The sequence below is a fragment of the Colidextribacter sp. OB.20 genome, assembly GCF_009911595.1.
Lineage (GTDB): Bacteria > Bacillota > Clostridia > Oscillospirales > Oscillospiraceae > Lawsonibacter.
The window spans coordinates 1-16,856 of sequence record NZ_QWKG01000059.1 but is presented as its reverse complement, the minus strand read 5'-3'; the positions used below and the strand labels follow the sequence as shown (position 1 = coordinate 16,856).

Genomic DNA, 16,856 nt, shown 5'->3' with positions numbered 1-16,856 from the left:
CTCCGCAAAGGGAGGGGGACCGCCGCCGAAGGCGGTGGTGGAGGGTTTTCCTTATGAAGACCCCCCCAGTCACGGCTCCGCCGTGCCAGCCCCCTTGCGAAGGGGGCCTTCCTGCGGGGAACGGGGAAAGGGCCCGCCCGTCAGGGCGGACCCCATAGAATCCTAGGATACCTTAAAACAGGGCATTAAATTCGCTGACGATGTCGTCGCAGTTCTCGTGGACAATCATCATCACATAATTGCCATTGGTGACGATGCGGGAGTTGTTTTCCCACTGGTCCATAGCCATGGGGTACTGAGCGCCCCCAGGGCCGTTGCCGTCGCCCACCATATAGTCGATGCGGGCCTGGAAAATGGCCTTCACGGCGTCCACGTCCTTGCTGTCCTTTACCTGGACCAGGCCGAACTCGCCGTTGTTCATGGATATCATGCACACATAGACCAGCATCTGCTCAGCGCTGATGTCAGACATGCCAGCGTACATCATATCCAAAATATCTTTGTCCGCCAGCTCCAGATAGCCGAACTCATACTTGCCGATGGTGGCGTCGTAGAAGGCCTGGAGATCCACCTTGGCGGCGGAGGAGCTGCCGGAACCGCTGGAGGAGCCGGGGGTGGAGGTGTCGGGCTTGGGATCGGGCTTCGGCTCAGGCTTCTGCTCGGGCTTAGTCTCCTCCTTCCAGTCACAAGCTACGGAGACGATGACCTGGGAGGCGCCGTCGCACTGCACCGTAACGCCCGCCTTGCCGGGGGCCACGGCGGTGATCAGGCCCTTGCCGTCCACGGTGATGATCTTTTCATCGCTGGAAGTGAACGTGACCTTGCCGCCCTCGGGGGAGATCTGGGCCTTGAGCTGGAAGGTAGCTCCCGCCTTGTTCAGGGTGACCTCGGTCTTGTTCAGGGTAATGGTGACCGCCCCGGGCTCAGAGACATCCCCCTCGCTGCCGGAGCCGCTGGGGTCAGAGCCGTCAGGCTGGGGGGAGGCATCGGGCTGGCTGGAGCTGGCGCCGGAGTTGTCAGCGGAGCTGCTGCTCCCCGGATTGGAGGAGCCGCTGCCGCTGTCCTTTCCGCCGCAGGCGGCCAGGGACAGAACCATGGCGGCGGCCAGAACGGCCGCAAAGATACGTCTTTTCATAGTAAGTAAACTCCTTTTCTTGTTGGGGTTAATATCAGACCCTCTTTTGGGGTTCTGAGAGCTTTGACGAGAGAAGGCAAAAAAGGTTCCCGGGTTTTTAAAAAAATTTTTGAACGGAAGTATTATACTGCCTTTTTTCGACGCTGGCAAGAGAAGCGAAAATTTTTTAATACCCTCTTGACAGGGGGCGTAAAGAGGAGTATCATAAAATCAACATATGAACAAATGCTCACACATTAAAGATAAAAGGAGGCCCATATGGAGAATAGAACTGTCCCCTGCTGTGAGGAGCCCTGCGTCCATGCCGAAGCGGTGGAGAAGGTCTGCGGCCAGCTTCCTCCCGACGAGCAGCTCTACGACCTGGCTGAGCTGTTTAAAATCTTCGGAGACAGCACCCGGGTGAAGATTCTGTACGCCCTGCTGGAGTCAGAGCTGTGCGTGTGCGACATCGCCAAGCTGATGGTGGTCACCCAGTCCGCCGTGTCCCATCAGCTGCGGGTGCTGAAAAACAGCAAGCTGGTAAAATTCCGCCGGGAGGGTAAAACGGTGTATTACTCCCTGGCCGACGACCACGTCATCCACATTCTGGCCCAGGGCATGGAGCATGTTCTGGAGTAGGGCGCGACGACCCGGCGCGCCGCTCTATTATAATGACCCCGGCGCGCCGTTTTCCGAGGGTGCATCGTTCTCTAGGGGCGGGCCGAGTCGTCCCGCCCTACAAAATTTTTTAGAGAGAAAAGTTCAAAATCAGAAAGGAAGTATTACCATGAAAAAGACCTTTAAGCTCATCGACCTGGACTGCGCCAACTGCGCCGCCAAGATGGAGACCGCCATTAAGAAGCTCCCCGGCGTCACCGGCGCCTCAGTTTCCTTCATGGCGCAGAAGATGACCATCGAAGCGGACGATGTGGATGCCGTGATGAAAGATGTGGTAAAGTGCTGCAAAAAGGTGGAGCCGGACTGCGAGATTGTGCTGTGAGCACCTTCTGGGATCGGGTGGCCTGGCTGTACGACCTGGTGGAGCGGAGCAACCGGGCGGTAAACGCCGCCGCCGCGGCCCGGGCGGCCGGGCTGGTTCCCAAGGGGGCCCGTGTGCTGGACTGCGCCGCCGGGACGGGGGAGTTTTCCCTGGCGGCGGCGGAGCGGGCGGAGACGGTGCTGTGCACCGACCAGTCCCTGCCCATGCTGGACCGGGCCCGGAAAAAGGCAAAAAAGCGGGGGCTGACCAACATCACCTTCGCCCGGCGGGATATCACCGCCCTGCCCGACCCGGACGGCAGCTTTGACGCGGTCATTGCCGCCAATGTCCTCCATCTGCTCCCACAACCTGAAAAGGCGGTGGAGGAGCTGTGGCGGGTCGCCGCCCCCGGCGGACGGCTCATCCTGCCCACCTACCTACAAGGGAGGGTGGGGACGGCCTATGGGACCATGATTAAAATCTATCAGGGTGTGGGCTTCCACTATGAGCACGCCTTCACACCGGAGACCTACCGGATGCTTCTGGAGGGTCTCGGGCTGGCCCCGGTGGTTCTGGAGGTCATTCCGGGGCGGGTGCCAGAGGGGATCGCCCTGCTGGAAAAGCCCGTGTAGGGGCGGATATACCCGCAGGGGGTACGCCACATCCGCCTGTTGAAATCAGATCAATTTATCGCGGGCGGCTGATAGCCGCCCCTACGAAATGAGGCATTAACTATGACACGAAAGCAGAAAAAGATGCTCTGGCGCATTATCACAGCGGCGGCGCTGTTTGTAATCTGCCTTTTCCTGCCCCTAACAGGTCTGGCCCGGCTGGCGGCGTTCCTTGTCCCCTACTTGATCGTGGGCTGGGACGTCCTCTGGAAGGCCATCCGCAATATCAAAAACGGCCAGGTCTTTGATGAGAACTTTCTCATGTCGGTGGCCACCATCGGGGCGCTGCTGATCGGCGAGTACCCCGAGGCGGTGGCGGTGATGCTGTTCTACCAGGTGGGGGAGCTGTTCCAGAATGTGGCCGTCTCCCGGTCCCGGCAGTCCATCTCGGCCCTGATGGACATCCGCCCCGACTGCGCCAACATAGAGCGGGATGGTCAGCTGGTCCAGGTGGACCCGGAGGAGGTGGCGGTGGGAGACGTGATCGTCATCAAGGCCGGGGAGCGGGTGCCCCTGGACGGCACCGTGCTGGAGGGGGCCTCCGCCCTGGACACCGCCGCCCTCACCGGCGAGTCTCTGCCCCGGGACGTGGCTGTGGGGGACGAGGTAATCTCCGGCTGCGTCAACCTGTCCGGCCTGCTCCATGTGCAGGTGAGCAAGCCCTTCGGCCAGTCCACCGTGGCCCGGATTTTGGACCTGGTGGAGAACTCCAGCGAGAAAAAGGCCCAGGCGGAGCACTTTATCACCAAATTCGCCCGGTACTACACCCCCGCCGTGGTCTTTGCTGCCCTGGCTCTGGCGGTAATCCCCTCCCTGCTGGACGGCCAGTGGGGCACCTGGGTGCCCCGGGCTCTGAACTTCCTGGTGGTGTCCTGTCCCTGTGCCCTGGTGATTTCCATCCCCCTCAGCTTTTTCGGCGGGATCGGCGGGGCCTCCAAGCAGGGCATTCTGGTGAAGGGGAGCAACTACCTGGAGGCCCTGGCTCAGGCGAGGGTGGTGGTCTTTGACAAGACAGGCACCCTCACGCAGGGCCGGTTTGCCGTCACAGCCGTCCACCCGGAGGGGATGGAGGAGAAGGAACTGCTGGAGCTGGCCGCCCTGGCGGAGCAGTTCTCCACCCATCCCATCTCCAAATCTATTGTGGCCGCCTGGGGCGGAGCGCCTGACCAGGAGCGGGCCGCGGAGGTGGAGGAGATCGCCGGCCACGGCGTCCGGGCGGTGATCGACGGCCGGACTGTGCTGGCGGGCAACAGGAAGCTGATGGACCGGGAAGAAATCCCCGTCACTGTTGACCACGACCACCCCGGCACCGTCATCCACGTGGCGGTGGAGGGGAGATACGCCGGCCACCTGGTCATCGCCGACCAGCCCAAGGCCACCTCCGCCCAGGCGGTGGCGGAGCTGAAGGCGGCGGGGGTGCGGCAGACCGTCATGCTCACCGGCGACGCCCAGGGGGCCGCCCAGGCGGTGGCGGAGCAGCTGGGGCTGGACCAGTTCTACGCCCAGCTCCTCCCGGCGGACAAGGTGGAGCGGGTGGAGGCCCTGCTGGAGAAGAAGCGCCCCAAGGAGAAGCTGGTTTTTGTTGGGGACGGCATCAACGACGCCCCCGTCCTCTCCCGGGCGGACATCGGGGTAGCTATGGGGGCCCTGGGCTCCGACGCGGCCATCGAGGCGGCGGACATCGTCCTCATGGACGACGACCTGTTAAAGCTCCCGGCGGCGGTGCGCATCGCCACTCAAACCCTGGCCATCGTCCGGCAGAACGTGGTCTTTGCCCTGGGTGTGAAGCTGCTGGTGCTGGTGCTGTCCGCTGTGGGCCGTGCCAACATGTGGGCCGCCGTATTCGCCGACGTGGGGGTGTCCGTGCTTGCCATTCTCAACGCCAGCCGGATGCTGAGAGCAAAATAGACGAAGATTCCCTCCCATTTGGGAGGGAATTTTGTTGCAGTCGGCGGCTTCCAGTGATATAATACATTTCCTTGTCTCTGTCCCAACCTCAAAACCGATGAAACAAGGAGGAAACGAACATGAGAGAAATTGACCCAGTCCGGACCAAACGGGCGGAGGCCTTCGGGCTATGGATGAACGCCCCCATGCCCATGGTGACCCTGTTCAAGACCCTGGACGTTACCCCTCTGGTGCGGTGGAGCCACAAGTATCACTGCAAATTCAACATGCTCATGTGCTGGTGCATCGGGAAGGCGGCGTCCCAGGTGGAGGAGTTTTTCCTGCTGCCGGTGGGGGACAAGCTGATGGAGTACGACCGTCTGGCGGTGAGCACCGTGGTGGACCTTGGGGACGGGGAGATCAGCACCTGCGACATCCCCTTCACACCGGATTTGGCGCGGTTTGAGCAGGACTACCTGGAGCTGACCGGCCAGGTCCGGGAGACCCGCCGGTCCCACGACCTGGGGGACTGCATGGTCATCGGCACCTCTGCCCTGGTCCAGACCGAGTTGGATGGGGCGGTGAACATCTACGCCGGGTGCTACAACAACCCCTTCCTGATTTGGGGAAGGGTCCGGAGGAGGGGCTTCAAATCCGTTCTGCCCGTCTCCTTCCAGTTCCACCACACCCAGATGGACGGGGCCCACGCCGCCGCCTTTCTGGAGGGGCTGCGGCAGCAGATCAAGGGGCTGTCAGCCTGATTCGGGAGTGTCCTTTCCGCAGATTTTATGTAGGGGCCGGGCTCCGCCCCGGCCCGTCCCCCGGAGCATAAGCGGTCCCAGAAGAGCGGGGCGGCGCGGAGGCCGCCCCCTACTTGATTAAATGCGCCTTTAGGACACTTCCCCTGACTCCAGGGGCCCTTGACATAGGGGTGGGTATCATGGTAGAATAACGGTATAAAAGGGCACTGCAATAAGCGGTCAGCCTGTGCAGTAAAGTCTAAGTGTTAAACCCAGACAGCCGTCACTTGGCCGAGTGGCGGCTGTCCCATTTTACCTTTATTGTCACGGTTATCCCGCGCAGATGAAAAGTAATCGTCAGGGGCATTTGCCTAACCTCCTTTACGGAGGACTTGGCTGACCGCCTATCGTTTTCCCGTGTTTATGCAGTGCCCTGGTCCCTTGCAGGGACCAGGGCCATTTTATCATATGGTGCTGTTTTCTGTCAAGAAAGAGGGCTTGTCTTACATATCCACCACCAGCAGGGCATACATGCAGCAGTCGAAGATTCTGCCCCGCTTGCAGGCCCCGCAGCGCATGATGCCCTCCAGGGTGAAGCCGGCCTTCTCCAGCACCCGGCGGGAGGCAGCGTTGTGGGCGAAGGGCTCGGCGTAGATGCGGACCAGGTCGTCCCACCGCTCGGCGCCCTCCTCGCAGATCTGTTGGACGGCCCGGGTCATGATGCCCTTGCCCCAGTAGTCCTCGGCCAGCCAGTAGCCCAGCTCGGCGGTCATACAGTACACGTCGCTGCCCAGGCACAGGGCGATGCTTCCTGCCGCGCGGCCGTCGATCTCGATGGCCCGGAAGAGCTGTTTCTCCTCGTCCGCCGCGATACAGCTTTCAATAAATGCCTCAGCGTCGGTGCGGATATAGGGGTAGGGAAAGACGTTGCGCAGATTGCGGGCGATCTTATCGTTGTTGGCGTACCGCAGCACGTCCTCCACATCCTCCCGCCGCCAGGGGCGCAGAATGAAATCCATATTTATTCCTCCTCTAAAGGGCGTGCCGGGACCGTCGCGCCCCTACATTAATTTACGGCTCCTCCCAGGGCTCCCGGTGCGGTTTCCAGCCCTCCACCAGAGGCCCCAGTTGACCGATGACCTTGGGGGGGCAGGTGGCTGTCACGTCGATGGTCTCACCATAGTCCACCTTCTCCACCTTGGCCTCCAGATAGAGCTTGTCCAGCAGACCGCCCCGGTCGTAGGGCAGGTGGATGGTCACCTTCCGGGCCCCGTTGTCCAGCACCTGCCCGATGGCGGCCAGCAGGTCGGGGACTCCCTCCCCGGTTTTGGCGGAGATGGACACCCTGTCCTCCCCATGGGGGCGGATATCCCCCGTCCACAGGTCGCACTTGTTAAAAACTTCGATGCGGGGGGTCTCGTTGGCCCCCAGCTCCTGGATGAGCTGGTCCACCACCTCCGCCTGCTCCTGCCACTGGGGGCTGGAGGAGTCGATGACATGGAGGAGCAGGTCGGCGTACTCCAGCTCCTCCAGGGTTGCCTTAAAGGCCTCCACCAGGTGGTGGGGCAGCTTGCGGATGAACCCCACCGTGTCAGACAGCAGGACGGTGCAGGTGTCGGAGATTTCCAGCGTCCGGGTGGTGGTGTCCAGGGTGTCAAAGAGGCGGTTGTTGGCGGGGATTTCCGCCCCGGTGAGGTAGTTGAGCAGGGTGGACTTGCCCGCGTTGGTGTAGCCCACGATGGCCACCACGGGGACCTCGTTTTTGATCCGCCGCTCCCGCTGGGTGGCCCGCACCCGGCGCACATCCTTCAGCTCGCTCTCCAGCTTGGCGATCTTCCGGCCCAGAATCCGCCGGTCGGACTCCAGCTGGGTCTCGCCGGGGCCCCGGGTGCCGATGGCCCCCTCCTGGCGCTCCAGGTGCTTCCACATGCCCAGCAGTCGGGGCAGGAGATACTTGTACTGGGCCAGCTCCACCTGGAGCCGGCCCTCTTTGGTACGGGCACGCTGGGCGAAGATGTCCAGGATCAGGGCGGAGCGGTCCAGCACGCTGACCTTGAGCTCCTCGGCCAGGTTGCGCTGCTGGGAGGGGGACAGGGGGTTGTCGAAGATGACCATGTCGGCGTCTGACGCCTCCACCAGCTCCCTCACCTCGGCCGTCTTGCCCTCGCCGATGAAGGTGCGGGGGTCGGGGCTGTCCTTGGACTGGGTCACCACCCCCACGCACTGCCCTCCCGCCGTCTCCAGCAGGGCGGCCAGCTCCTCCATGCTCTCCTCGTCCGCGTTCTCCTCCCGGCTGAGGCTGAAGGCGTTCAGCCCCACCAGGACGGCGCGGTTAAATTGTGTTTTCTCAATATCTGGCATATAGGTTAAATTTCCTCGTTTCTGTTTAAATTGCAGGAAAGACGGCGTGTAGGGGCGGACATTGTCCGCCCGCTGTGACAGCTTCCGTGTATAGGTTTCCAGCACATAGGGCCTGCAGTTCCGCCGGTCAATACAGGGCCCCGCCGCCGCCAATGTAAACCCGCAGGAAGTAATCAGCGCTTTGGAAGCCGTATTTTCCGACCAAGCGGAACAGCGGAACTCGGTTCCACCCCACTCCTGGGCCAGCTCCATCAACAGTCCCAATATCTGCCGGCCGAAACCACGGCCCACAAAGTCCGGACCCAGGGCGATGCCGGTTTCCTGCCAAACGCCAGGGGACAGCTCTGCCAGCCCGGCCCAGCCGATGGCCAGGCCGCTGGACTTCTCATAGACCGTCCAGACGTCGTGACCGCTCTGCCAGGAAATGGTCCGCTCCATCCGGGCTCTGGCCTCCTCCTCGCTGTCCGTGACCGTCCACAGCATATACCGAGCGGTCTCGGGCCGGGACCACACATTGCGGTACAGGTCCTTCCAGTCCTCAAAGCGGGCCTTGTCCAGAATCAGGTCACGAGTCTCCATGTCCGTCCTCCCAGGCCAGGTGTTCCCGGCTCCACTCCAGCATGGTGTGGAGCAGCGGGGCGAAACTCTCCCCCAGGGGGGTGAGGGTGTACTCCACCCGGGGCGGCACCTCCCGAAAAACCTCACGGTGGAGAAAGCCGTCCTCCTCCAGTTCCCGGAGCTGCCTGGTGAGAGTGGACTGGGTGATGCCGTCCAGCCGCCGGCGCAGCTCGCCGAACCGCTGGACCTTGTAGAAGGCCACGTACCACAGAATCAAAATTTTCCACTTGCCCCCCAGCACCGACTGGAGCCGGCCCATGGCCTCGCACCGGGCCAGGGTCTCGGGGGCGGTAAACTTGTTGTCCGCCATGCTTGTCCCCTCACGGTATCAAAAAGTGTACTATTTCTCAAAAAAGACCCTGCTTGTGCCCCTTTTCCTTTTGTGGTAAGGTAATTTCACCGGCGGAGGGCCCCCGCCGTCCATCCTACGAAAGGAGTGCTTTTTATGCACTTTACCGGCACCATCTGGCGGCCGCCCTACGAGGCCGCATCCCTGCTTATTCAGGTCACGGCGGGCTGCACCCACCACCGCTGTAAGTTCTGCACCCTCTACCACGACCTGCCCTTCCGCCTGTCTCCCCTGGAGGAGGTGGAGGCCGACCTGCTGGAGGTCCAGACGGCTCTCCACTCCCCCATAGGGAAGCTCACCGCCGCCCTCCAGGGCCTGCCTGTTCAGGAGGGTCCGGACCGGGCCTTCCTCACCGGGGCCAACCCCTTCGTTTTAAAGACGGACCGTTTGCTGGAGATTGCCCGGCTCATGGAGCAGTATCTTCCCAACGTCAGGACCATCGGCTGCTTCGCCCGGATTACCGACATCGGCCTGAAAACCGACGGGGAGCTGGAGCAGCTGAGCGCCGCCGGGTACGACGGCCTGACCATCGGGGTGGAGACGGGGGACGGCCCCTCCCTGGCCTTCATGGACAAGGGCTACACCCCGGAGGACATCCTCGTCCAGTGCCAGCGCCTGGACCGGGCGGGCATCGGGTACAGCTTCTTCTACCTCACCGGAATCGCCGGGGCGGGGCAGGGGGAGCGGAGTGCCAAAGCCAGTGCGGAAATTTTTAACCGGCTCCACCCCCGGCTCGTCGGCTCCTCCATGCTCACCGTCTACCCCGATTCCAAGCTGTTTCAGGAAATTCAGGCGGGGAATTGGGCGGAGGCCGGGGAGGTGGAAAAATACCGGGAGCTGAAGGTCCTGGTCTCCCATCTGGACATTCCCGTCACCTTCGCCGCCCTGGGAGCCTCCAACGCCTACCAGTTTCAGGGACATCTCCCAGAGGACCGGGAGGCCCTCCTGTCCGCCCTGGACCGGATCATCGCCCGGGAGGGCGAGGACAGGCTGCGGTCCTACCGGACCGCCCTGCCCCACCTGTAACTCAGTCCTTGACCAGGACCTCCACGATCTCCCCGATATACAGGGTGTGATAATCCTCCTGAGGATACCACTTCGTTTTAATTTCCTGGGGCATATTGTCCGGGTCCATGGGCTGGGCGAAGCGCTTGCGGCACACCAGCACCAGCTCGGCCTCCTCAAAGTAGGGGGCGCCGCACTCCGCCGTCCTGACGGTAAAGCCGCACTCCTTTACCTTGTCGATGTCCCGGCCGCTTTTGGAGCCGCAGAGCTGTAAAGCCTTTCGGCTTTCCTCCCCGAAGAAGGCCAGGGTAAAGTACTCCTCCCGGTCCACGAACTCCTTGGTGTACCGCTGGGGGCGGATGTAGCAGGTGGCGGCGGGCGCACCCCAGATCACCCCCAGCCCGCCCCAGGAGGCGGTCATGGTGTTGCACTGTTCGGCGGTCCCGGCGGTAATGAGCATCCACTGGTCTCCGATAGCGGAAAAGACGTTTTTATCAATGTTTTTTGGGTCGATGCTGCGCATGGTGTTGCTCCTCCTATATTGTTTTTGTAGGGGGCGGCCTCCGTGCCGCCCCGGTTTTCATATCTGCGGGGCGGCGCAGAGGCCGCCCCCTACAGCTTATGATAGAACATCATACTTTGATACAAAAAGCCGCACCGAATACACGGTGCGGCTTTTGTACACAGGGGGCTTACTTGTCAAGGCCAAACTTCTTGTTGAAGCGGCTGACACGACCGCCGGTGTCCACCATTTTCTGCTTGCCGGTGTAGAAGGGGTGACACTTGGAGCAAACTTCTACACGGATGTCCTTCTTGGTGGAGCCGGTCTCAATCACATTGCCGCAGGCGCACCGGATGGTGGTCTGTTGATAATTGGGGTGGAGGCCTTCCTTCATTTTATCTTCACCTCTTTCTCCTCGTGAGGGTATGCTTGTAAACGCAACTGATATCATAACACAGTTTCCTGGGAAAAGCAACTGTTTTTTGAAAAAATTTTATTCTCCGGACAGCAGCTCCAGGGCCTGGGCCATGGGGACGCACCTGGCGTAGCGGCCGGGCCAGACGTAGTCGTTAAAATAGCGGCAGGCGGTCTCCTGCTTGAGGTAGGGATTGTCGAAGGTGGAGTTGGTGTCCTCGGGTACAATAATCTCATATCCCAGGTCGAAGGCGCTCTTGATGGTGGCGTCAATGCAGAAGTCGGTCTGGAGGCCCACCACCATCAGCCTCTTTTCCCCCTTGTCTGCCAGGTATTTGGACAGCCCCACCGAGGGGTGGAGGGCGCTGTTGACAGTCTTGTCAAAGATTTTCTCTCCGGGCAGGGGGGCGAACTCCGGGAAAATTTGAAATTCCTCATCCCCCACGGAGAAGCCCGTGCCCGGCCCGTCGTCGTGGCGGACGTAGACGACCTCCGTGCCGCGCTCCCGTGCCCGGGCGATGAGGGCCTTGATGTTGGCCCGCAGGGCCTCAAAGCGGTACAGCCGGCTGTCCGTGATGCCCACCTGGGTGTCGATTACCAGCAATGTCATAGTCTCGTACCTCCCAATTCAAGCTTTTATTATCCTATCACGAAATTTTCCTCTTGACAAGCGGGGGATTATCCGTTAGAATACCCAACAAGCAAATGCGATGAAGGGGAAAAAGACAGCTTCCTCCCACTCAGAGAGCCGGCGGGCGGTGCGAGCCGGTGTGTGGAGCACTGTGGATAACTGGCCCCCGAGCAGTCCGCCTGAAGGGTCACAGTAGGGCGGAACGGCCGGTCTCGTTATTGACCAAAGCCTTGTTGGAGGCTGTGAGGGCTGACAGGCGACTGTCCGCCGAACCAGGGTGGTACCGCGTGTAGATTGCACGCCCCTGACTTGAAAAAGTCGGGGGTTTTTTCGTCCCCTGACAATCCAACACATTTTTAAAGGAGGACGCCCACATGAAACCCAAATTTGAAAAGTACATTCCCTTTACCCCCCAGCCCATCCAGGGCCGCACCTGGCCCGACCGGGTGATTACAAAGGCCCCCGTCTGGTGCTCCGTGGACCTGCGGGACGGCAACCAGGCCCTGGTGGACCCCATGAACCTGGCTGAGAAGCTGGAGTACTTCCACACCCTCGTCGATATCGGGGTGAAGGAGATTGAAATCGGCTTCCCCTCCGCCAGCGAGACGGAGTATGAAATCTGCCGGGAGCTCATCGAGGGGGGCCACATCCCCGACGATGTGACCATCCAGGTGCTGGTCCAGGCCCGGGAGCACCTGATTAAGAAGACCTTCGAGGCGATCAAAGGGGCCAAGAACGTCATCCTCCACTTCTACAACTCCACCTCCACCCTCCAGCGGAAGGTGGTCTTTCACATGGACACCGACGGCATCACCAAAATCGCCACCGACGCCGCCGATCTGATTTATGAGATGTCCCAGCCCATGATTGAGGCGGGTATGAATCTGCGGTTTGAATACTCTCCGGAGTCGTTTATGGGCACCGAGATGGACTACGCCGTGGAGATATGCCAGGCCGTCCTGGACCACCTCCACGCCACGCCGGAGAACAAGGTCATCCTCAACCTGCCCACCACCGTGGAGAACTGCATGCCCAATCAGTTCGCCGACATGCTGGAGTACTTCTGCCGCAAGATTCCCGGCCGGGACTGCGCCATCATCTCCCTCCACCCCCACAACGACCGGGGCTGCGGGGTCGCCACCACCGAGATGGGCCTGCTGGCCGGGGCCGACCGGGTGGAGGCCACCCTCTTCGGCAACGGCGAGCGCACCGGAAACGTGGATATGGTCACCCTGGCCATGAACATGTACACGCAGGGGGTGGACCCGGAGCTGGACTTCTCCAACATCAACAAGATCAAAGAGATGTTTGAGCGGTGCACTAAAATGCCGGTGGGTGACCGCCAGCCCTATGTGGGCAAGCTGGTCTTTACCGCCTTCTCGGGCAGCCACCAGGACGCCATCAACAAGGGCGTGCAGTATATGAAGTCCTCCGGGACCGAGTACTGGGAGATCCCCTACCTGCCCATCGACCCCGCCGACGTGGGCCGGGAGTACGAGCCCATCATCCGCATCAACTCCCAGTCGGGCAAGGGGGGCGCCGCCTATATCATGGAACACGACTTCGGCTTCGACCTGCCCAAGTCCATGCACCCGGAATTTGGACATATCGTCCAGGTGGAGACCGACAAGGTGGGCAAGGAGGTGGCCCCGGAGCGAATCAACCAGTTGTTCCACCAGGAGTATATCGACGTGAAGGAGCCCTATCAGCTCCTCAAGCACGCCTTTAAGGAGACGGTGGACGACCAGGGCCACTCCCACGTGGCCTTTACAGGCACCCTGCGCCACACCGACACGGTGTTTGAGGTGTCCGGCGAGGGCAACGGCCCCATCGATGCCTTCTTCAACGCCATCAAGGGGGAGAAAATCGACCGCTTCTCCTTCCTGGACTACGCCTCCCACGCCATCACCGACGGCTCCGACTCCCAGGGTGTGGCCTATATCCTCCTCCAGGACAAGCGCACCGGCAGGCAGTACTGGGGCGTTGGCCTGAGCCACAACATTAACCTGGCCCCCCTGCGGGCCATTCTGGCCGCTATCAACCGGGCCAAGAGAAGCTGACCGCACAGCCCCACCCAATTCCCGGGTGGGGCTGTTTTTTACAGACACAGGAGGTCGGATTGTATTTCGCCGCAGGCAAGATATGCGGAACATACGAGGGTTTTGAGCTCTCTGTAGGGCGGGACGGGGATTACAGGTGCTTCTCCAGTCTGTGCAGGTCCATGGCGTGCTGTGAGAGGTAACCGCACAGGCGGCGGAATACCTGGGGAAAGTAGTCCGCCCGCTCGCCGTTTGTGAACTCTCCGTTGCTGAACAGGTACATGGACAGCGCGTCCAAGAGAAAAGCGTCCTCCATAATGTCCTGACAGGTCTCGTCAAAGTCGTCTGACCAGCGGGTTTCTGGGTAATCCATGTGTTTCACCTCCGGATAGAGCTGTTAGCTGTTATAGCTTACGGCTCTCAATATGTCAAGAGCTAAAAGCTCTCATTTCCAAAAGGATAGCTGTCCGCTATAATATAGCTGAGGGTGATAACATGGAGAATTATCGGCTTATTTTAAAAGAGAAACGGGAAAAACTGGGACTGAGCCAGCATAAGCTGGCGGATCAACTGGGTATCACCCAGACCTTTCTCAGCGAAATTGAACGGGGCAGGAAAAACCCCTCCCTGGAACAGTTTTTCCGCATCTGTGAGGCGCTGGAGATTAAGGTGTTCCCGGAGGAGGGGTGACCCATGACAGAATACTATATCCCCACCGGGCCAGGCGAGGCGGAGCTGGTGGAGAAGCGCTCCCGATTTATCGGCCAGGTGTGGCGGGTGACCTCCGAGGAGGAGGCCCGGGCCCGCATCGAGGAGGTCCGGAAGCGGCACTACGACGCCCGGCATCACTGCTGGTGCTACCGGCTCCGGGAGGGGGGCGCGGAGCGTTACTCCGACGACGGCGAGCCCCAGGGCACCGCCGGCCAGCCCATGCTCAACGTGTTCCAGCGGGAGGCGGTCACCGACGTGGTCTGCGTGGTGACCCGGTACTTCGGCGGAATCCTCCTGGGGGCCGGCGGTCTGGTCCGGGCCTATAGCAGAAGCGCCAAGGACGCTCTGGATGCCGCCGGCGTCTCGGTGGTCCGCCGCTGGGTGGCTATGGAGGTCCCCTGCACCTACGCCCAGTTTGAGGAGGTCCGCCGGGAGGTGCTCCAGTTCGGCGGCGTGGTGGAGAATGTGGACTACGGCGCCGACGTGCTGCTGTCTGTCCTGATTCCGGAGGAGCGCTCCGGCCAGTTCGCTGCCCAGCTGCTGGATGCCTCCGCCGGAACCATCCAGGTTCTGGAGGCGGGGGAAGCTCTCAAGGATGTCCCCTGGCGGGAGCCAAAAGATAGGACTTGATTTTTTCTCCAATGTCTGGTATCCTAAAAAAGCTCCGCCGCCATGCGGTGGAGCTTGTATGCAGCGGTATCGAAGTGGTCATAACGGGGCTGACTCGAAAACGAGTGACCACTTTGGAACTGTTTTTCTGAAAACCCTTGATTTTTCAAGGCTTTGGAGGTATCATCAAGGAAAAAATTTTTGTAGTTCTCTCCATCAGTTCTCTCCTTTTTCCGGGGTACTTTTTGAGGGCTGATGTTGCGAAAAATACACGCAGCGGTATCGAAGTGGTCATAACGGGGCTGACTCGAAATCAGTTTGGGAGCAATCCCACGAGGGTTCGAATCCCTCCCGCTGCGCCAAAGTAAATGCCCACTTTAGATGCCGTAGGCTGAACGCCTACGGCATCAGTGGTTTCCGGGGATTTTAACCCCCAAATTTTCACCAGTCAAATGGGAGATGTAAGTAAGCGTAAAATAGCAAGGTACAGGCAAGGGGAAAAGGTGGCCGGAAATTGCAGCCACCTTTCAAGATTTACACAATTTTTGAGCAAGAGATGTCCAGGGCAGACATTCTTCCATCTTAATGCCATTGGCTAAACGCACCAGCAGGAAGTTCAAATAAGCAAAGGGCTTGAGGCCATTCGCTTTCGCCGTTTCGACAAGGGAGTAGATGGCAGCACTGGCGTCAGCACCCTTTGGAGTATTGGAAAACAGCCAGTTTTTTCGTCCCAGGGCAAAGGGCCGGACAGAACGCTCCGCCCGGTTGTTAGACAGCTCCAGCCGTCCATCCAGAAAAACGTTCATCAGCCAGCTTTCCTGCCGCACGGCATACGTCAGCGCCGCGCCAAGCATACTCTTAGGCACGGGATTTTTCTTGTGTTCTGTTTTGGCCCAAACGAAAAACGCTTTGGCAACCGGTACAGACTGCTCTGTGCGCGCAAGCTGCCTTTCCTCAAAGAAAAGTCCCTGTTTACCATAACTTTCCTCCAGGCCAAAAAGCTTGTTACAGAAATCCAGTCCCACCTGGGCGGGAGATCTGCTTCGTAAATCAGCTGGCAGGCTTTTTAGTGTGTCTGTAAACTTCCTGCGCATATGGGCCCAGCATCCTACCACTGTTATTTCCGGAGGCAGCTTGCAGTGGTAAGCCTCATAGCCGTCTGTATGCAGCATTCCTGAGAATCCGGACAGGAAATTGCTGGCGCACTCCCCAGCCCGGGTGGGCTGGTAGTCGTACAGCACAACTGGCCGTTGAGAATCTCCAGAAGTGCGGTAGACCCACACATAACTTTTCTGTTGCGCTTTCCGTCCTGGCTCTCGTAATACCATCAGCGTGGTTTCGTCCGCGTGTAAAATAGAATTTGCAAGCAGCTCACGCCGCAAAAGCTGAAAGAAATCTGAGAACCATTTCTCATGAACGGCAAGGATCCAATTTGCCATCGTCTGGCGTGAAATAGAGACTCCCACACGCTGGAACTCCTGCTCCTGCCGGTAAAGAGGGAGCGCCAGCACATATTTGCTGTTCAGGATATGCGCCAGCAGGCCCGGCGAAACGACCCCGCTGCCGGGAAACAGCGCAGGCGGAACTACGCTCTTTTTCATAGGGACGTGGTCATTTTTCTGCTCGCAGCAGCGGCAGCTATAGGCAGTCTGGATGTGTTCCACTACTTTGTACTGAGCCGGAACATAGGCCAACTCCCGCCGCAAGACGCTTTGCCCGCATTTATGCAGCGGGCCTCCGCATTCCAGGCAGACACGCTCAGCCTCCGGAAGTTCATGGATAATTTGTTCTACAGGCAAACCGGAAAAATCCATCTCCCGTTTTCCAGCTCGTTTCTTTCTCTTGTAAGTGATTTGCTCCAGATCAGATTCCGGTATATCAGAGTCCGCCTCCGCCTCATTGAACAGGGATATCTGTTCTGAAATAACCTGTGTACGCTCACTGGATGCGCCAAAGCGCTGCCCCCGCATCAGGCGCAGCTGCTGGGTCAGCCACTCCACCTGCCGGTGCAGTGTGGTAATTTCATCTTCCTTTTTCTCAAGCAGCGCCTGCCATTCGGCGGAGCTTTTCATTTCTGTATTCATACTCATATTATACCAGAAAAGTGCTGTGATTTCAATTATCACAGCACTTTTCTTCCTTAAATGGCACAATCGATTTGCTCAGCAAATACGAAAACTCTCTTTCATTCAGTTCCACTACACTCCCCGGCTGTCCGGTTGGCCA

Annotated in this window: 18 protein-coding genes, 1 tRNA gene and 1 other annotated feature; of the genes, 10 read left to right on the top strand and 9 right to left on the bottom strand. The window is 59.9% G+C overall.

The window, feature by feature from the left end; genetic code table 11:
• Positions 1-172: 172 nt before the first annotated feature.
• Positions 173-1,135, bottom strand: a complete 963-nt coding sequence (locus tag D1641_RS14050; protein ID WP_160666754.1) for an Ig-like domain-containing protein — start codon at positions 1,133-1,135, stop codon at positions 173-175.
• Positions 1,136-1,393: 258 nt separating this feature from the next.
• Between D1641_RS14050 and D1641_RS14045 the strand changes: the two genes are divergently transcribed.
• The 5 genes from D1641_RS14045 to D1641_RS14025 all read left to right on the top strand — a co-directional run bounded on the left by D1641_RS14045 (position 1,394) and on the right by D1641_RS14025 (position 5,412).
• Entirely contained in the window at positions 1,394-1,753 is a 360-nt protein-coding gene (locus D1641_RS14045) for a metalloregulator ArsR/SmtB family transcription factor (RefSeq protein ID WP_160666752.1), read from the top strand.
• A gap of 148 nt (positions 1,754-1,901) precedes the next feature.
• Entirely contained in the window at positions 1,902-2,114 is a 213-nt protein-coding gene (locus D1641_RS14040) for a cation transporter (protein ID WP_160666750.1), read from the top strand.
• Positions 2,111-2,725: a methyltransferase domain-containing protein gene (locus D1641_RS19755; RefSeq protein WP_160666748.1), complete on the top strand. Its 615-nt coding sequence runs from the start codon at positions 2,111-2,113 to the stop codon at positions 2,723-2,725. Before D1641_RS14040 ends, D1641_RS19755 begins: the two co-directional genes overlap by 4 nt.
• A 102-nt stretch (positions 2,726-2,827) precedes the next feature.
• Positions 2,828-4,672, top strand: a complete 1,845-nt coding sequence (locus tag D1641_RS14030; RefSeq protein WP_160666747.1) for a heavy metal translocating P-type ATPase — start codon at positions 2,828-2,830, stop codon at positions 4,670-4,672.
• Positions 4,673-4,791: 119 nt separating this feature from the next.
• On the top strand, positions 4,792-5,412 hold the full coding sequence (locus D1641_RS14025) for a CatA-like O-acetyltransferase, family 2 (protein WP_160666745.1): 621 nt from the start codon (positions 4,792-4,794) through the stop codon (positions 5,410-5,412).
• Between the two features lie 482 nt (positions 5,413-5,894).
• Here D1641_RS14025 and D1641_RS14020 read toward each other — a convergent pair whose 3' ends face one another.
• The 3 genes from D1641_RS14020 to D1641_RS14010 are packed head-to-tail and all read right to left on the bottom strand — an operon-like array spanning position 5,895 to position 8,680.
• A complete protein-coding gene (locus D1641_RS14020) occupies positions 5,895-6,410 on the bottom strand; it encodes a GNAT family N-acetyltransferase (RefSeq protein ID WP_160666743.1) in 516 nt (171 codons plus the stop codon).
• 52 nt (positions 6,411-6,462) lie between these two features.
• Positions 6,463-8,331 (bottom strand): GTPase HflX, encoded by a 1,869-nt coding sequence (gene hflX / locus D1641_RS14015; RefSeq protein ID WP_160666741.1) that lies wholly within the window; start codon positions 8,329-8,331, stop codon positions 6,463-6,465.
• Positions 8,318-8,680 (bottom strand): helix-turn-helix domain-containing protein, encoded by a 363-nt coding sequence (locus D1641_RS14010; RefSeq protein ID WP_160666739.1) that lies wholly within the window; start codon positions 8,678-8,680, stop codon positions 8,318-8,320. The genes hflX and D1641_RS14010 overlap by 14 nt, the downstream gene beginning before the upstream one ends.
• Positions 8,681-8,815: 135 nt before the next feature.
• On the opposite strand from D1641_RS14010, the gene D1641_RS14005 reads away from it, so the two are divergent.
• Positions 8,816-9,745, top strand: a complete 930-nt coding sequence (locus D1641_RS14005) for a radical SAM protein (RefSeq protein WP_160666737.1) — start codon at positions 8,816-8,818, stop codon at positions 9,743-9,745.
• A gap of 1 nt (position 9,746) precedes the next feature.
• Here the strand turns inward: D1641_RS14005 and D1641_RS14000 are convergent, their stop codons facing one another.
• The 3 genes from D1641_RS14000 to D1641_RS13990 form a co-directional block, all read right to left on the bottom strand.
• A complete protein-coding gene (locus tag D1641_RS14000; protein WP_160666735.1) occupies positions 9,747-10,247 on the bottom strand; it encodes a flavin reductase in 501 nt (166 codons plus the stop codon).
• 169 nt (positions 10,248-10,416) lie between these two features.
• Positions 10,417-10,620 carry a 50S ribosomal protein L31 gene (gene rpmE, locus D1641_RS13995; RefSeq protein ID WP_160666733.1) on the bottom strand — a complete coding sequence of 68 codons (204 nt, stop codon included), beginning with the start codon at positions 10,618-10,620 and terminating at the stop codon, positions 10,417-10,419.
• A gap of 99 nt (positions 10,621-10,719) precedes the next feature.
• Positions 10,720-11,250 carry a cysteine hydrolase family protein gene (locus D1641_RS13990; protein ID WP_160666731.1) on the bottom strand — a complete coding sequence of 177 codons (531 nt, stop codon included), beginning with the start codon at positions 11,248-11,250 and terminating at the stop codon, positions 10,720-10,722.
• 91 nt (positions 11,251-11,341) lie between these two features.
• Positions 11,342-11,580: a binding site (T-box leader), on the top strand.
• A 65-nt stretch (positions 11,581-11,645) separates the two neighbouring features.
• Here D1641_RS13990 and leuA point away from each other — a divergent pair.
• The gene (leuA, locus tag D1641_RS13985; RefSeq protein WP_160666729.1) at positions 11,646-13,331 is read left to right on the top strand and encodes a 2-isopropylmalate synthase; all 1,686 of its coding nucleotides are present in this window, start codon (positions 11,646-11,648) and stop codon (positions 13,329-13,331) included.
• Positions 13,332-13,461: 130 nt separating this feature from the next.
• Here the strand turns inward: leuA and D1641_RS13980 are convergent, their stop codons facing one another.
• Positions 13,462-13,683, bottom strand: a complete 222-nt coding sequence (locus D1641_RS13980; protein WP_160666727.1) for a hypothetical protein — start codon at positions 13,681-13,683, stop codon at positions 13,462-13,464.
• A gap of 122 nt (positions 13,684-13,805) precedes the next feature.
• Here D1641_RS13980 and D1641_RS13975 point away from each other — a divergent pair, with 122 nt between their 5' ends.
• The 3 genes from D1641_RS13975 to D1641_RS13965 all read left to right on the top strand — a co-directional run bounded on the left by D1641_RS13975 (position 13,806) and on the right by D1641_RS13965 (position 14,992).
• Positions 13,806-14,000 (top strand): helix-turn-helix transcriptional regulator, encoded by a 195-nt coding sequence (locus D1641_RS13975; RefSeq protein WP_160666725.1) that lies wholly within the window; start codon positions 13,806-13,808, stop codon positions 13,998-14,000.
• A 3-nt stretch (positions 14,001-14,003) separates the two neighbouring features.
• On the top strand, positions 14,004-14,651 hold the full coding sequence (locus D1641_RS13970; RefSeq protein WP_160666723.1) for a YigZ family protein: 648 nt from the start codon (positions 14,004-14,006) through the stop codon (positions 14,649-14,651).
• A gap of 252 nt (positions 14,652-14,903) precedes the next feature.
• Positions 14,904-14,992, top strand: a tRNA-Ser gene (locus tag D1641_RS13965).
• Positions 14,993-15,157: 165 nt separating this feature from the next.
• Here D1641_RS13965 and D1641_RS13960 read toward each other — a convergent pair.
• Positions 15,158-16,756 (bottom strand): IS66 family transposase, encoded by a 1,599-nt coding sequence (locus D1641_RS13960; protein WP_160666721.1) that lies wholly within the window; start codon positions 16,754-16,756, stop codon positions 15,158-15,160.
• Positions 16,757-16,856 lie beyond the last annotated feature (100 nt).

What these genes read in the sequence shown, in the direction of transcription:
- rpmE (WP_160666733.1), bottom strand. Translation starts at nt 10,620, where the DNA reads ATGAAGGAAGGCCTCCACCCCAATTATCAACAGACCACCATCCGGTGC.
- D1641_RS14050 (WP_160666754.1), bottom strand. Translation starts at nt 1,135, where the DNA reads ATGAAAAGACGTATCTTTGCGGCCGTTCTGGCCGCCGCCATGGTTCTG.
- D1641_RS14000 (WP_160666735.1), bottom strand. Translation starts at nt 10,247, where the DNA reads ATGCGCAGCATCGACCCAAAAAACATTGATAAAAACGTCTTTTCCGCT.
- D1641_RS14030 (WP_160666747.1), top strand. Translation starts at nt 2,828, where the DNA reads ATGACACGAAAGCAGAAAAAGATGCTCTGGCGCATTATCACAGCGGCG.
- D1641_RS14040 (WP_160666750.1), top strand. Translation starts at nt 1,902, where the DNA reads ATGAAAAAGACCTTTAAGCTCATCGACCTGGACTGCGCCAACTGCGCC.
- D1641_RS13990 (WP_160666731.1), bottom strand. Translation starts at nt 11,250, where the DNA reads ATGACATTGCTGGTAATCGACACCCAGGTGGGCATCACGGACAGCCGG.
- D1641_RS13970 (WP_160666723.1), top strand. Translation starts at nt 14,004, where the DNA reads ATGACAGAATACTATATCCCCACCGGGCCAGGCGAGGCGGAGCTGGTG.
- hflX (WP_160666741.1), bottom strand. Translation starts at nt 8,331, where the DNA reads ATGGAGACTCGTGACCTGATTCTGGACAAGGCCCGCTTTGAGGACTGG.
- D1641_RS14020 (WP_160666743.1), bottom strand. Translation starts at nt 6,410, where the DNA reads ATGGATTTCATTCTGCGCCCCTGGCGGCGGGAGGATGTGGAGGACGTG.
- D1641_RS13975 (WP_160666725.1), top strand. Translation starts at nt 13,806, where the DNA reads ATGGAGAATTATCGGCTTATTTTAAAAGAGAAACGGGAAAAACTGGGA.
- D1641_RS14010 (WP_160666739.1), bottom strand. Translation starts at nt 8,680, where the DNA reads ATGGCGGACAACAAGTTTACCGCCCCCGAGACCCTGGCCCGGTGCGAG.
- D1641_RS14025 (WP_160666745.1), top strand. Translation starts at nt 4,792, where the DNA reads ATGAGAGAAATTGACCCAGTCCGGACCAAACGGGCGGAGGCCTTCGGG.
- D1641_RS14005 (WP_160666737.1), top strand. Translation starts at nt 8,816, where the DNA reads ATGCACTTTACCGGCACCATCTGGCGGCCGCCCTACGAGGCCGCATCC.
- D1641_RS14045 (WP_160666752.1), top strand. Translation starts at nt 1,394, where the DNA reads ATGGAGAATAGAACTGTCCCCTGCTGTGAGGAGCCCTGCGTCCATGCC.
- leuA (WP_160666729.1), top strand. Translation starts at nt 11,646, where the DNA reads ATGAAACCCAAATTTGAAAAGTACATTCCCTTTACCCCCCAGCCCATC.
- D1641_RS13980 (WP_160666727.1), bottom strand. Translation starts at nt 13,683, where the DNA reads ATGGATTACCCAGAAACCCGCTGGTCAGACGACTTTGACGAGACCTGT.